Origin of the sequence: Polynucleobacter sp. MWH-Berg-3C6, assembly GCF_018881855.1 — a bacterium.
Taxonomy (GTDB): domain Bacteria; phylum Pseudomonadota; class Gammaproteobacteria; order Burkholderiales; family Burkholderiaceae; genus Polynucleobacter.
This window is the reverse complement of record NZ_JACVPN010000001.1, coordinates 155,631-168,178: the sequence shown is the minus strand read 5'-3', so window position 1 is coordinate 168,178 and position 12,548 is coordinate 155,631. Positions and strand designations below refer to the sequence as shown.

The window sequence follows — 12,548 nt, the reverse complement described above, 5'->3', positions numbered from 1 at the left end:
ATTTATTTTCCTTCAAGATTCTGCCACTTCCATGCACTTTTAAATGCATCGCTTAAATCTCTCTTCGCGCTCCATCCCAATTTCTTTTTTGCAAGATCGGCTTTTGCAAAACACACTGCTACATCTCCGAATCTACGCCCCACTATTTCATAGGGAATTGTCTTTTTTGATGCAACCTCGAAACCCTTAATGATTTCTAGCACGCTACTTCCTTTTCCGGTTCCTAAATTAATTGCTTCAAACCCAGTCTGCCGACATGCATAGGCTAAAGCAGCAAGATGGCCTTCTGCTAAATCCATTACATGAATGTAATCCCGGACACCAGTCCCATCCAGTGTCTGATAGTCGTCACCAAAAACATACACTTTAGCCAATTTACCAATTGCTACTTGCGCAAGATATGGCATTAAATTGTTGGGTATACCTTCTGGATCCTCCCCTATCAAGCCTGACTCATGTGCGCCAACTGGGTTAAAGTAGCGCAAACAAACAATACTCCAACTTTGATCTGAGATTGCTAGATCCTGTAGGATTTTTTCAATAAAGATCTTGCTTCGTCCATAAGGATTAGTAGCGCTTAGCGGATACTCTTCGTCAATAGGGGAATATTTCGGAGCGCCGTACACAGTGGCGCTAGAACTGAAAATTATCTTTTTTACCCCTGTGGCCTGCATAGCCTGCAACAGGGATATGGTTCCTTGCACATTGTTTGCATAATATTCAAGCGGCTTAGCATTTGATTCACCAACAGCCTTCAAACCAGCAAAATGAATAACGGCTTCTATCTGATTTTTTTGAATCGCATTTTCCAACAATGCAAAATCACAAATATTTCCCTCGATGCATACTATTTTTTTATTTAGGATATTTTCTAAGCGGCTGATTACAGATCGACTAGAATTTGAGAAGTTGTCAAAAATAATAACTTCATGACCTGCCTGCGATAGGACAACAGCCGCATGACTTCCAATATATCCAGCGCCGCCGGTTAGCAAAATTTTCATTATTTTATAAAAGTTGATTTAGCAATTAAATTCATTTAAAAATGCGAACTAAACTCACTAGAAATCATTGCATCATAAGCTCTTTCTAGGCCTTGAAATAGGTCGACTTTCGGATACCAGCCCAAACTATTTAATCGGTCAGAGTTAATCCATTTTCTTGGGGCTCCATCTGGTTTGGTCGGATCAAATACAATATTCCCTTGATAGCCTGTTACCTTAGCAATTGCCTCGACTAACTCTTTAATTGTCACATCAGTACCAAAACCAACATTTAAGTAGCTTTGCATAGGTTGGGTATGAGACTGATATGCTAATTTATCTAAACTCATTAGGAACACGCATGCAGCGGCCATGTCATCTACAAACAGAAATTCGCGCCTAGATGTTCCGGTACCCCAAATAATCACCTCTCTACTATTGCTTAGTTTTGCCTCGTGAAATCTTCTGAGGAGAGCGGGAATAACATGGCTATTTTGGGGATGGTAATTATCCCCAGGACCATATAAATTAGTCGGCATAATTGAACGGTAATCAAGATCATGTGAATCGCCATATTGACGGTTGTAACTCTCACACATCTTGATGCCAGCAATTTTTGCTATGGCGTAAGGCTCATTAGTTGCCTCCAATTTTCCGGTAAGTAAAGCATCCTCAGACATTGGTTGAGCTGCTAGCCTTGGATATATGCAACTTGAACCTAAAAATAAAAGTTTTTTTACTCCACTTTTAAATGATTGATGGATGATGTTGCTTTGTATAACCAAATTACTATAAATAAATTCTGCAGGAAAATTATTGTTAGCATAAATACCGCCAACTTTTGCTGCGGCTAAATAGACCTGATCTGGGCGTTCATTTTCAAAGAAATTTTTTACGGCCGCTTGGTCCGTTAAATCTAACTCACTATGAGTACGAGTAACGATGTTTGAGTGTCCCCTGTCTTTCAAATTTCGTAAAATAGCCGATCCAACCATTCCACGATGACCTGCAATAAAAATTTTTGGGTTTAAATCAGCTGACACACTATTATCTTTCAGAGTTAATTCTCTATACCCACAACCACTGAGTGCCCATGTTTTAGCAACAAGGCATGCTGTCTAGCCTTATCTAAATCATTCGCCACCATTTCTACAATCATTTGATCCAGTGTCACTTCGGGAACCCAGCCTAGCTTTTCTTTAGCTTTTCCAGGATCACCCAGAAGAGTCTCGACTTCAGTGGGGCGATAGTATCGAGGATCGATACAAACAATAACATCACCCACTTTTATGGCAGGTGCCTTACCTCCATCAACAGCTATGACGGTTGCTTTCTCATTTTCAGCCACCCCTTCAAATTTAAGAGTTATACCTAACTGCTTAGCACTGCGGATGATAAATTCACGTACCGTGTACTGTACGCCGGTAGCAATCACAAAGTCTTCAGGCTGAGTCTGCTGAAGCATCAGCCATTGCATCCGGACATAGTCCTTTGCATGACCCCAATCACGTAATGCATCAATGTTACCCATGTATAGGCACTTTTCTAGGCCCTGAGCAATATTAGCTAAACCGCGAGTCACTTTACGAGTGACGAAAGTTTCACCACGTCGCTTTGACTCATGATTGAATAAGATGCCATTACAAGCATACATTCCATATGCTTCACGATAATTGACTGTAATCCAATAAGCATAGAGCTTAGCCACTGCGTAAGGACTTCTGGGATAAAACGGGGTAGTTTCTTTTTGTGGTATCTCTTGCACTAAGCCATAAAGCTCAGAGGTTGAAGCTTGATAAAAGCGGGTTTTTTTCTCCAAACCTATAATACGAATTGCCTCTAGCATCCGCAGTGGTCCGATTGCATCAACATCAGCGGTATATTCTGGTGACTCAAAAGAGACGGCTACATGGCTTTGTGCGCCCAAGTTATAAATCTCATCAGGCTGACACTCTTGGATGATACGAACTAAATTACTGGTATCCGTCAGATCGCCATAGTGCAGAATGAGATCGCGATGATTCACATGGGGATCTTGATACAAATGATCAATACGGTCGGTATTAAAAGAAGATGCTCTTCGTTTGATTCCATGAACGATATAACCCTTCTCTAGCAAAAATTCTGCTAAGTAAGATCCATCTTGACCTGTAATACCGGTAATTAATGCTACTTTTTGCTTAGTTGTCATATCAATTAGCTTCTTCCGTACGTATCTTCTATGCGAATAATGTCATCTTCACCCAAATACTCACCAGACTGCACTTCAATAATTTCTAGAGGCGTGCCTCCGGGGTTTGTAAGTCGATGAGTTTGTCCTTTAGGAATATAGGTACTCTGGTTCTCTTTAAGGGTAATCACTTGATCGCCATTGGTAATCTCAGCAACACCCTTGACTACAACCCAGTGTTCAGCACGATGGTGGTGCTTCTGCAAAGATAAGCTAGCCCCAGGCTTCACTTGTATGCGCTTTACCTTGAAGTTCTCACCCTGGTCAATACTGTCGTACCAGCCCCAGGGTCTAGAAACCTTGCGATGTAAATCTTTTAACTCATCATTTTTTGTGCCTAATTGTGCAACGATATTTTTCACATCTTGGCTCTTGGATTTATCCGCTACAAGTAGCGCATCAGACGTCTCGATAATGACAATACTTTCCAGCCCTACTGCGCCCACCAAACGACTACTGGAGTAAACAAGGCAGTTTTTAGAATCTGAAAGTACCACATCACCAGAAACAACATTTTTGCCCTCGTCTTTATTGCCTACTTGCCAAACAGCCTCCCAAGCACCAAGGTCATTCCAACCAGCATCAAGCTCAACCACCTTTACTAAGAACTGAGAACCTGGACATCTCTCAATAACAGCATAATCAATGGATTCACTAGGTATATTTTTAAATTCATCCCTGCCTGGACGAACAAGCCGAATCGAACTTGCGCTATCTTCTGAATTAGCCTGCCAAGCCTTTTGTGAAGTCTCGAATATATCAAGACGAAACTCTTGAAGCGCAGCAAGCCACGTGCTTGCACGCAATACAAATATGCCAGCATTCCAAAGGTAGTTACCGTCCTCAAGATAGGTCTGCGCTGTATTAGTGTCAGGCTTTTCTACAAAGCGTTCAACGGTATATGCATTATGTGAATCCTTAAGGCCAAAGCGTTTTATATACCCATACCCTGTTTCTGCTGAAGTAGGCTTGATGCCTAAGATTGCAATTACCACCTGATTCCCTTCAATAACTTGAATGCAATCTTGCAAAGCTTTTGTAAAAGCTACTTGGTTTTGTATTGTCTGATCTGCGGGAGTAATCACGAGAATCGGATCATCCTCGGATGTTTGAATTGCATAAAGAGCGGCTAAACTCAAGGCTGGTGCAGTATTTCTGCCAACAGGCTCAAGCAATAAAGTAGCGCTGATCGATTCAAGCTCTCGCAATTGATCCAATACTAAAAAGCGATGCTCTTCATTTGTAACGATTATCGTTGAGCCGAGATCTATCTCGCCACCAGGCTCTTTGGATTTAGCAATGATATTCACTCGCGCAACAGCTTCTTGAAACAAGCTTTGATTACTTCCGCCACCAGACAAAACTAAGAATTGCTTAGGAAAACCAGCTCGCGATAAAGGCCACAGTCTGGTGCCAGACCCGCCACAAAGAATTACTGGTGTAACTAGAGTCATATACAGTATGGATAAGCTTTGTGCTTTTATAAGTAAAAGATGATTTTAAAGGGTTTATTAGACTATTTTCTAAATACTAAAAATTTATTAAAGTCTCTCCCTCGCATCTAATAACGCAAGCCTAAAAACACGAGAAACTAATCATGACCACATCTTAGGCCCCAACCATAAAGGTGCGCAACTCGGTTATTGAGTGCGCCCAATCGCTCCGGAAGGAAAATGCTGGTAAATTCCATAATTACGGCATTAAAGACTGTATTGCCTCTATTGCAGCAAGCAAAATTAAATAAGGCCTAGGGCTTGTTAGGGTAGCTCTTGCCTGTGAGATTGCTGTAGGCAGCCCCAACCAATATAAGTAATATTGAATCTACCATTACCGGAAAGAATGCATACCGATAATTACTAGTTTGACTCAAAACTGCTATCACTGCCACGGCAGCTGCAGGTGGATGTAAGCAGCACAGCATAAACATTCCTAAGATCGACAATGATGCAGCCATTGGAATTGCAAACAGAGGCTGATCAACAAAATGAAAAGTAGTGACGCCAACTAGGGCTGACAAGGTATTCCCAGCAATCACTGCCCAAGGTTGAGACATCGGACTTTGAGGAAGAGCAAAGACCAATAAAGCGCTGGCTCCCAGGGATGCCATCAGCCACTCATCAATACCACTCAACTCACCCAGAAACTTAGCAGCAATAACGACCAGAAGCAGGCCGATAAAGGCTCCAACACTCGACCTCAATCGTTCACCCCAAGCAACCCAGGGTTGGTCGCCACCCAAATAAAAGGAGTAGCGCCTAAGAAAAGTTTTGAGTTTTGATTTCAAAATGATTTATGTGAGGGGAAATAAAAAAGACTGCTCACGCAGTCTTTTTTAAAACTTGGCAGCCAGAAAAATATTAGGCTTTCTTGGCCCAAGCACTGCAATGACCCTTAGCAGCTACTTGCTTACCAGCAAACAAAGAGCAGCCGCCTGCAGCAGAATCTGCCTTACCTTGGTAAAGAGCACAATTGGCGCAATTCTTGCCAGCAACTTTAGAGACTGCAACATATTGCAAAGCCTTCGCTTGTGGATCAGTTTCAGCAACCATTGCTTGAGCTTGAACTTTGCCGTTCAATGCCAATGTACAGGCACCAGCAGCAGACAAAATCATAAATTGGCGACGACTATTTTTCATGGATTCTCCAAAATAAAACTGTTAAAGATACAAATCAGATGCGGATAAAAATTGGCCGGATGCACATTCTTTAAAACACAAATAATGCACATCATTGAAACTAGAAACGATCATAGTGGAGAAGAATTGAGCCTGCTAGCTAGCTCGTAAGTATCTGATTTATATACAAATATAGATGAGAATTGTTCTCAGTACATTGCTGGATGTGGTTTAGCCCGATTACTGCCAACCCTTGAGGGCAAGACATCCTTGCCACTGTCGATAGTGCACCCCAGAACTTACTTCTGGATAACTCTCCTGGCAATCCTTTAAGTCTTTACGAAAAGTGGCTTGATTATTTTTGGCAGGATCTTTGTTTTGATCTGGCAACTTGGATGCGCATGCCGTTAAAGAGATGAGCGATGCTGTAAGTATTGCTAACAATACTAAGTTTGAAAAAGTGCGCACTGAGTAAATTTACTTACAGTTACTTCAGCTTACTTGCGATCAATCAAAGCTAAAAACTCTCTGCGCAAATTGGAGTCTTTTAAGAATGCGCCACGCATTACGCTGTTGATCATTTTGGAATCACGATCTTTTACACCGCGCCATTGCATACAAAAGTGATCGGCATCCATCACAACCGCTACTCCAATCGGTTTAATTTTTTTCTCGAGCATGTCTGCTAATTCCACCACAGCCTCTTCCTGAATTTGTGGTCTACACATGACCCATTCAGTTAAGCGGGAGTACTTGGATAAACCAATCAGGGCTGATTCCTTATTGGGCAGAACACCAATCCAGATGCGGCCCATGATGGGGCATAGATGATGAGAGCAAGCGCTGCGCACAGTAATTGGCCCCACAATCATGAGCTCGTTTAAGCGACTGACATTGGGAAACTTCGTTAAGATTGGCTGCTCAACATAGCGGCCATTAAAGACTTCGTTTACAAACATCTTGGCTACGCGTTGGCTAGTATTTTTGGTATTGTGATCATTTTTAGTATCAATGACCAAGCCCTCTAATACCGCCTGCATCTTTTGTGCAACTTCATCAACTAAACCCTCTAATTCACCGGGCTTGATGAAGCGGGCAATATTGTCATTGGCATGAAAGCGTGCTTTTTGCGCTTCAATGCGACGACGAATCACTACAGAGAGCGGTATTCCAGTAGCTTCTGTTTTGCTTGCATCTTTTTGCTTTTGAGTAAGCGCTTTACCTGCTGGCACTTTGGCAACAGAGCTCTTGGCCACGGTCTTCGTCTTAATGGGTGCTTTTTTAATGGTCATAACACTCAGTGTATTGGGTTTTGATGAATTCAGGTTGCTTGTGGGGCCTAGATCTGCAGAAAGATCGCCACTACGCAGGCAAGGCCAGCCGTCCACACAATCGATCTGCTTGTGGGCCAATTCGCGATGTAGCAAAGCAAATATGCAATCCGGGCTGCTACAAAACCTAAGGCCAGTAAATCTACTCTGGCTTGTGGTGCATTACTGATGCTCGCGATAATCACCGCAGCAAAAAAAAGAGGGAGGGATTCAAAAAGGTTGGTCTGAGCTGCATTAGCTCTCGCTCTAAATCCTGTTTGCTGCGCTAGCCATTGTCTTGGCATGCTGTTGTCGTAGTTCTCAAATCCTTTTTTGGCAATACCAGCAGCAACATAAGGAAAGAGGCCCATAAACAGAACACAGCCAAATGCAATAGTCATGATGATTCCTTAGGAGTCTTTTTAGAACCAATACGGCTTTCAGTGCCATTCATGAGATTACGAATATTGCTACGGTGCCGCCAAATAAGAAGTAAGCAAACCACGAAGAGCGCAATACCCATGGGCTGAAAGCCAAACAAAAATACAAAATAGATCGGGCCAAAGATCGCTGCTGCCAAGGCCGCTAAAGAAGAGTAGCGCAGGAAGGTTGCTACGATGATCCAAGTACTCAGAGTAGCGATTCCTAAAATGACATTCACGCCAAATAAAATTCCGCAAGCAGTCGCTACACCCTTGCCACCTTTAAAGCCATGAAAGATCGGAAACAGGTGTCCTAAAAATACGGCAAGTACAACACCGCATAAGACCCAAGAGCTTAGTGTTGAAGTTAAGGATTCATCACCCAAGATGATGCGCGCCAGCATCACTGCAAAGTAACCCTTTAGTGCATCACCAATTAATGTCAGCACTGCTGCTGATTTATTGCCAGTGCGCAATACATTAGTCGCACCAGGATTACCAGATCCGTATGTATGGGGATCTGGTAAACGCATGCATTTACTTACAACTACCGCAAATGAAATGGAGCCGATGAGATAGGCAATGGGAATTAATAAGATATTGGGATGAAAGCTCATTACGCTATCTTAAACACTTATGAACCACGAGGATGGTGCTGCTGATGAATCGATTTAAGCCGTTCTCTAGCCACATGGGTGTAGATCTGGGTAGTGGAGATATCAGCATGCCCTAAAAGGAGCTGCACCACTCGTAAATCAGCCCCGTGATTGAGCAAATGGGTGGCAAAAGCATGTCTTAGGGTATGTGGCGATAAAGCTACGGAGATATTGGCAACGGTTGCATAGCGCTTAATCAAAGCCCAAAAAGCCTGCCTGGTTAATCCAGTGCCAGTATGGCGCCCCACAAAAACCGCATCGGAAGTTTTGCCTTCGAGCAAAGGTGTTCTGGCTTCCGCCAGGTAGCGTCGCAACCACTGCCCTGCTTCACCACCAAATGGTACCAAGCGCTCTTTACCGCCCTTACCATTGACCACCCTCACTACACCTTCATTTAATCCGAGAGCAACAGTCTTGAGTGAAACGATTTCTGAAACGCGCAAACCACTGGCATACATAAGCTCTAACATCGTGCGATCGCGCAGTCCCAAAGGGGTCTCAATATCCGGCGCATTGAGTAACGCGGTAACTTGATCTTCGCTGAGTGTTTTTGGAAAACGCAACGCCTGCTTAGCAGCGCGAAGCCCAATACAGGGATCACTCTTGACTAAATTAATCCGCAGAGCATGACGATAAAAACGTTTGAAGACGGTTAAGCGTCGATTGGCAGTGGTCGCTTTATCTGCACGTCGATGTGCAATATATGCCGTGAGATCTTTTTCTGTCACGCCATACAGATCAGAAGAATGATTTTTGTAGAGCCACTGCGCTAGCAGCAATAGATCTCTGCGATATGCCGCCAGACTGTTCTGGGCCAAGCCATCCTCGAGCCAGCAAGCATCACAAAAGCGCTCAATGGCTTCTTGGCTTGCTGGAGCTATCGCAGCAGTTTCTTGGGTGGCTGCATTAGTCACGGAAATTATTAAAGCCCAATGGCGCTTCTGTTACTTCCTTTTTCAGTAATGCCATCGTTTCTTGCAAATCATCGCGCTTGCCACCAGTGACACGTACTGCATCCCCCTGAATACTCGCTTGTACTTTGATCTTGCTATCTTTGATGATGCGCACTACTTTTTTAGCCAGGTCTTGAGTAATCCCTTTTTGGATCTTCATAGTTTGCTTACGCTTATCACTGCCAATCGTTTCTTTTTTGTCATCTTTGAGATAACGCACGTCCACATTGCGCTTGGCCATCTTGCCAAACAAAACATCGCGTACTTGACCTAATTTAAAGTCATCATCGCCGAACAAAATGAGTGTTTCATCTTTTTGCTCTACGCGGCTATCAGAGCCCTTAAAGTCAAAACGATTGCTAATCTCTTTATTCGATTGCTCAATCGCATTCTTTAGTTCCACCATATCAGGTTCGCAAACTACGTCAAATGAGGGCATCTTTTACTCCTTCTCTATTTCTATGAACTATGGGGTGATTTCATTCGTATTCTGGCAATTATCTGCGGATTTGGCAGACATTCGAATAAGATTGTGGCATGAACTCCCCGCAACCTGCGCCTGCACCTGCAAAAGTGACGCCTAATTTAGGTTTAAAGGACCGCAATACCTTTGGCCTAGATGCAAGTGCCCAGCTCGCCTACGAGATTGACTCTGCAGCGCAAATTCCGGAAGTGATGCGTCAGATTGCACAGCAAAATCTGCCCTGGCGCGTATTGGGGGGTGGAAGTAATGTAATTTTGCCCAAAGTGTTACCGGGAGCTACTTTACTCATCAACATCGCTGGACAGGAAATCCTTTCCTCAGATAGTCAGGCAACTTTGATTGGGGTCGGAGCTGGCGTAAATTGGCATGAGTTCGTTACCTGGACCCTAGAAAATAATTTACCGGGCTTAGAAAACTTAGCACTTATTCCGGGAACGGTTGGCGCTGCGCCCATTCAAAACATCGGAGCATATGGTGTTGAACTTGCTAATTACATTGATCACATCGAGGCGTTTGATGTAGAAAAGCAAGCCTTTGTCACTCTGAGTAATTCAGAATGCCGATTTGCTTATCGCGATAGTTACTTCAAGCAAAATCCCCACCGCTTTATCGTGACAAAGGTCGTTTTTAGAATTCCTAAAACCTGGCAAGCCAAGATTCATTACGCCGATTTAGAAAAACAGTTTGAGAGTAATCCCATTCCTAGTGCTGAAGAAATCTTTCTGGCGGTCTGCAAAATTCGCACTCATAAATTGCCTGACCCTAAAGTCATTGGTAATGCGGGTAGTTTTTTCCAGAACCCAGTAATCCCTAATGAGCAGTACGAAATACTTCTCAAGAAATATGCGGGTCTAGTGTCTTATCCAGATGCTCCTGGCAAACGTAAGCTCGCTGCAGGTTGGCTGATTGACCAATGCGGCTTTAAAGGCCAGCGTATGGGAGAAGTCGGTGTTTATGAAAACCAAGCCTTGGTTTTGGTTAATCATGGCAATGGCACTGCGCAAGATATCTTAGGTTTGGCTAAATGTATTCAGGTCAAAGTGCGCAAAGAGTTTGGTGTGAGCTTGGAGATTGAGCCTAATATTTTTTAGAGCATCAATCGTAGTGAGTCCACATTCGCAATATTCGCACAGTTTTCTCTTTACGAAAGACTTCATACACCAGGCGATGTTGGATATTAATTCGCCGAGAATACGCGCCCTTAAGGTCTCCAACCAATTTCTCATAGGGTGGTGGATTTTGCAGTGGATCTAATTCCAAAATATCCAGCAAAGCTTGGGCTTTTTCTTTTAATCCAGCAGCTGATAATTTTTTTGCATCCTTTAATGCGTACTTGGAAAATACTAAATTCCAAGTCACCATTTTAAGGCCCTTTTACTCTTGGCAAGAGGTTCTGCCATAGCGTCTTTAATTGACTCTCGCATACCAGGTATCGCCATAAGATATAGCGTCTCCTGAATTGCGCTCCAGTCCTCTTCGGAAATCAAAACGGCGTTAGCTCGCTTTCCAGAAATCATCACTGGCTTATGCGACTCAGCAGCCTGATCAATCAAGCGATAAAGGCCTGCCCTAGCTTCACTTGCGGTTAATGTTGTCATAAATCCCTCCATGGCTTATAGTACGTAAAAACGTACGTTATGTCAAGCTTGAATTTATAACCCTTTACTCGCCACCTCGGCAAACGTCACCTCTGCCTGACCTTCTGCTAATTGCACTTGATAACTCTGCGCTGTTGTGAGTTCACTAGGTTTACGCACTGCCTGCAGTTGCTCTTTTTCCCCGCTACTTCCTTTACTCAGAATAACGGCATAGCCTCGCTCAAGCGTTCTTTGCGGATTAAGCATCTCTAGTTGTGATTGATAGTGAGATTGATTGCGCTTCCAGTTCTCCATGCGTACTGACCACGCTTGATTTAAGCGTAGTTGCCAGCTGGTAATTTGCTCACGCATCCGATCAGGGTTTGGTAATGCATGGTTCAGTCTTAAAGCTAATTGATCTAGGGTTTGCGCTTCACGCTCTACACGTTGATTAATACGTTGTAGTAATGCCTGCTGGATCGCATCTAGCTCTTGTAAGAGTTGATCTTTACGTGGGGCCGCTAGCTCTGCCGCGCCCGTTGGGGTTGGTGCGCGCAGGTCTGCCACAAAATCGGCAATCGTGAAATCCGTTTCATGACCAACGCCACTGACTACCGGAATAGTTGAGTTAGCGATGGCGTAAGCAAGTTGCTCATCATTAAAGGCCCATAGGTCTTCGATGCTGCCGCCGCCCCTCACTAGCAAAATGACATCAACTGCATTTTCTGCATTTTCTTTATTGGCCGCTTTGAGTGCCGCAATTAAACCTGCAGGTGCATCAGGTCCTTGCACTAAGGTTGGGTAAATCACAATCGGAATATGTGGCGCGCGTCTTGCTAAAGTAGAAAGAACATCTTTTAATGCTGCAGCTTGTGGTGAAGTGATGATGCCAATTGAGCGTGGGTGAGTTGGTATCTCGCGTTTACGCTCTTCATAAAATAAACCTTCTTTGGCTAGTTTCGCTTTGAGCTTTAAGAAGGCCTCATACAAACCACCCATGCCTGCACGACGCAAGGTTTGAATCGTGAGTTGAATGTCGCCTCTGGTGACATACATTCCTAAGCTGGCGCTCACCTCGACTAAATCGCCTGACTGCGGCATAAAGCCAACTTGACCATTGCGACCACGGAACATCACGCAGCGAATCTGCCCTTCTTCGTCCTTGAGTGAGAAATACCAATGCCCACTGTCATAGGCCTTGAAGTTGGAAATCTCCCCGCTAACCCAAACAGTATCGAAATGATCCTCTAAAGAAGCAGCAATGGCGCGGTTTAGATCGCCAACACTGAGTATTTCCCTTGGAATTTCCGACATTTTT

Annotated in this window: 16 protein-coding genes; 1 reads left to right on the top strand and 15 read right to left on the bottom strand. The window is 43.7% G+C overall.

Annotated elements, in window-relative coordinates:
- Positions 1–2: 2 nt before the first annotated feature.
- From galE to ICN13_RS00835, 12 genes are all read right to left on the bottom strand, one after another.
- Complete coding sequence (gene galE / locus ICN13_RS00890; protein ID WP_216138245.1) at positions 3–1,004, bottom strand: UDP-glucose 4-epimerase GalE; 1,002 nt, start codon at positions 1,002–1,004, stop codon at positions 3–5.
- A gap of 35 nt (positions 1,005–1,039) precedes the next feature.
- Complete coding sequence (locus ICN13_RS00885) at positions 1,040–2,026, bottom strand: NAD-dependent epimerase/dehydratase family protein (RefSeq protein ID WP_216138243.1); 987 nt, start codon at positions 2,024–2,026, stop codon at positions 1,040–1,042.
- 17 nt (positions 2,027–2,043) lie between these two features.
- A complete protein-coding gene (gene gmd, locus ICN13_RS00880; RefSeq protein WP_216138241.1) occupies positions 2,044–3,174 on the bottom strand; it encodes a GDP-mannose 4,6-dehydratase in 1,131 nt (376 codons plus the stop codon).
- A gap of 5 nt (positions 3,175–3,179) precedes the next feature.
- A complete protein-coding gene (locus ICN13_RS00875) occupies positions 3,180–4,667 on the bottom strand; it encodes a mannose-1-phosphate guanylyltransferase/mannose-6-phosphate isomerase (protein WP_216138239.1) in 1,488 nt (495 codons plus the stop codon).
- A 293-nt stretch (positions 4,668–4,960) separates the two neighbouring features.
- Complete coding sequence (locus tag ICN13_RS00870) at positions 4,961–5,497, bottom strand: HPP family protein (protein ID WP_216138237.1); 537 nt, start codon at positions 5,495–5,497, stop codon at positions 4,961–4,963.
- A 73-nt stretch (positions 5,498–5,570) separates the two neighbouring features.
- On the bottom strand, positions 5,571–5,849 hold the full coding sequence (locus ICN13_RS00865; RefSeq protein ID WP_216138235.1) for a high-potential iron-sulfur protein: 279 nt from the start codon (positions 5,847–5,849) through the stop codon (positions 5,571–5,573).
- Positions 5,850–6,068: 219 nt separating this feature from the next.
- Positions 6,069–6,296: a hypothetical protein gene (locus ICN13_RS00860; protein WP_216138234.1), complete on the bottom strand. Its 228-nt coding sequence runs from the start codon at positions 6,294–6,296 to the stop codon at positions 6,069–6,071.
- 29 nt (positions 6,297–6,325) lie between these two features.
- Positions 6,326–7,120, bottom strand: coding sequence for a GTP cyclohydrolase I (gene folE / locus ICN13_RS00855; protein ID WP_216138232.1), 795 nt, complete (start codon positions 7,118–7,120; stop codon positions 6,326–6,328).
- A 47-nt stretch (positions 7,121–7,167) separates the two neighbouring features.
- Positions 7,168–7,539 carry an MAPEG family protein gene (locus tag ICN13_RS00850; protein WP_216138230.1) on the bottom strand — a complete coding sequence of 124 codons (372 nt, stop codon included), beginning with the start codon at positions 7,537–7,539 and terminating at the stop codon, positions 7,168–7,170.
- A complete protein-coding gene (plsY, locus tag ICN13_RS00845; RefSeq protein ID WP_216138221.1) occupies positions 7,536–8,177 on the bottom strand; it encodes a glycerol-3-phosphate 1-O-acyltransferase PlsY in 642 nt (213 codons plus the stop codon). Before plsY ends, ICN13_RS00850 begins: the two co-directional genes overlap by 4 nt.
- Positions 8,178–8,194: 17 nt before the next feature.
- Positions 8,195–9,130, bottom strand: coding sequence for a site-specific tyrosine recombinase XerD (gene xerD, locus ICN13_RS00840; protein ID WP_216138219.1), 936 nt, complete (start codon positions 9,128–9,130; stop codon positions 8,195–8,197).
- Positions 9,123–9,608 (bottom strand): YajQ family cyclic di-GMP-binding protein, encoded by a 486-nt coding sequence (locus ICN13_RS00835; protein ID WP_216138216.1) that lies wholly within the window; start codon positions 9,606–9,608, stop codon positions 9,123–9,125. The genes xerD and ICN13_RS00835 overlap by 8 nt, the downstream gene beginning before the upstream one ends.
- A 98-nt stretch (positions 9,609–9,706) precedes the next feature.
- Here ICN13_RS00835 and murB point away from each other — a divergent pair, with 98 nt between their 5' ends.
- Positions 9,707–10,744 carry a UDP-N-acetylmuramate dehydrogenase gene (murB, locus tag ICN13_RS00830; RefSeq protein ID WP_216138214.1) on the top strand — a complete coding sequence of 346 codons (1,038 nt, stop codon included), beginning with the start codon at positions 9,707–9,709 and terminating at the stop codon, positions 10,742–10,744.
- 4 nt (positions 10,745–10,748) lie between these two features.
- On the opposite strand, the gene ICN13_RS00825 is transcribed toward murB, so the two are convergent.
- From ICN13_RS00825 to xseA, 3 genes are read right to left on the bottom strand one after another with little or no spacing between them, the layout of a single operon-like run.
- The gene (locus ICN13_RS00825; protein ID WP_216138212.1) at positions 10,749–11,012 is read right to left on the bottom strand and encodes a Txe/YoeB family addiction module toxin; all 264 of its coding nucleotides are present in this window, start codon (positions 11,010–11,012) and stop codon (positions 10,749–10,751) included.
- Entirely contained in the window at positions 11,009–11,251 is a 243-nt protein-coding gene (locus ICN13_RS00820; RefSeq protein ID WP_216138210.1) for a type II toxin-antitoxin system Phd/YefM family antitoxin, read from the bottom strand. The genes ICN13_RS00825 and ICN13_RS00820 overlap by 4 nt, the downstream gene beginning before the upstream one ends.
- 54 nt (positions 11,252–11,305) lie before the next feature.
- Positions 11,306–12,544 (bottom strand): exodeoxyribonuclease VII large subunit, encoded by a 1,239-nt coding sequence (gene xseA / locus ICN13_RS00815; RefSeq protein ID WP_216138207.1) that lies wholly within the window; start codon positions 12,542–12,544, stop codon positions 11,306–11,308.
- Between the last annotated feature and the right edge of the window lie 4 nt (positions 12,545–12,548).

What these genes read in the sequence shown, in the direction of transcription:
- galE (WP_216138245.1), bottom strand. Translation starts at nt 1,004, where the DNA reads ATGAAAATTTTGCTAACCGGCGGCGCTGGATATATTGGAAGTCATGCG.
- gmd (WP_216138241.1), bottom strand. Translation starts at nt 3,174, where the DNA reads ATGACAACTAAGCAAAAAGTAGCATTAATTACCGGTATTACAGGTCAA.
- ICN13_RS00875 (WP_216138239.1), bottom strand. Translation starts at nt 4,667, where the DNA reads ATGACTCTAGTTACACCAGTAATTCTTTGTGGCGGGTCTGGCACCAGA.
- ICN13_RS00865 (WP_216138235.1), bottom strand. Translation starts at nt 5,849, where the DNA reads ATGAAAAATAGTCGTCGCCAATTTATGATTTTGTCTGCTGCTGGTGCC.
- folE (WP_216138232.1), bottom strand. Translation starts at nt 7,120, where the DNA reads ATGACCATTAAAAAAGCACCCATTAAGACGAAGACCGTGGCCAAGAGC.
- ICN13_RS00850 (WP_216138230.1), bottom strand. Translation starts at nt 7,539, where the DNA reads ATGACTATTGCATTTGGCTGTGTTCTGTTTATGGGCCTCTTTCCTTAT.
- plsY (WP_216138221.1), bottom strand. Translation starts at nt 8,177, where the DNA reads ATGAGCTTTCATCCCAATATCTTATTAATTCCCATTGCCTATCTCATC.
- ICN13_RS00835 (WP_216138216.1), bottom strand. Translation starts at nt 9,608, where the DNA reads ATGCCCTCATTTGACGTAGTTTGCGAACCTGATATGGTGGAACTAAAG.
- murB (WP_216138214.1), top strand. Translation starts at nt 9,707, where the DNA reads ATGAACTCCCCGCAACCTGCGCCTGCACCTGCAAAAGTGACGCCTAAT.
- ICN13_RS00820 (WP_216138210.1), bottom strand. Translation starts at nt 11,251, where the DNA reads ATGACAACATTAACCGCAAGTGAAGCTAGGGCAGGCCTTTATCGCTTG.
- xseA (WP_216138207.1), bottom strand. Translation starts at nt 12,544, where the DNA reads ATGTCGGAAATTCCAAGGGAAATACTCAGTGTTGGCGATCTAAACCGC.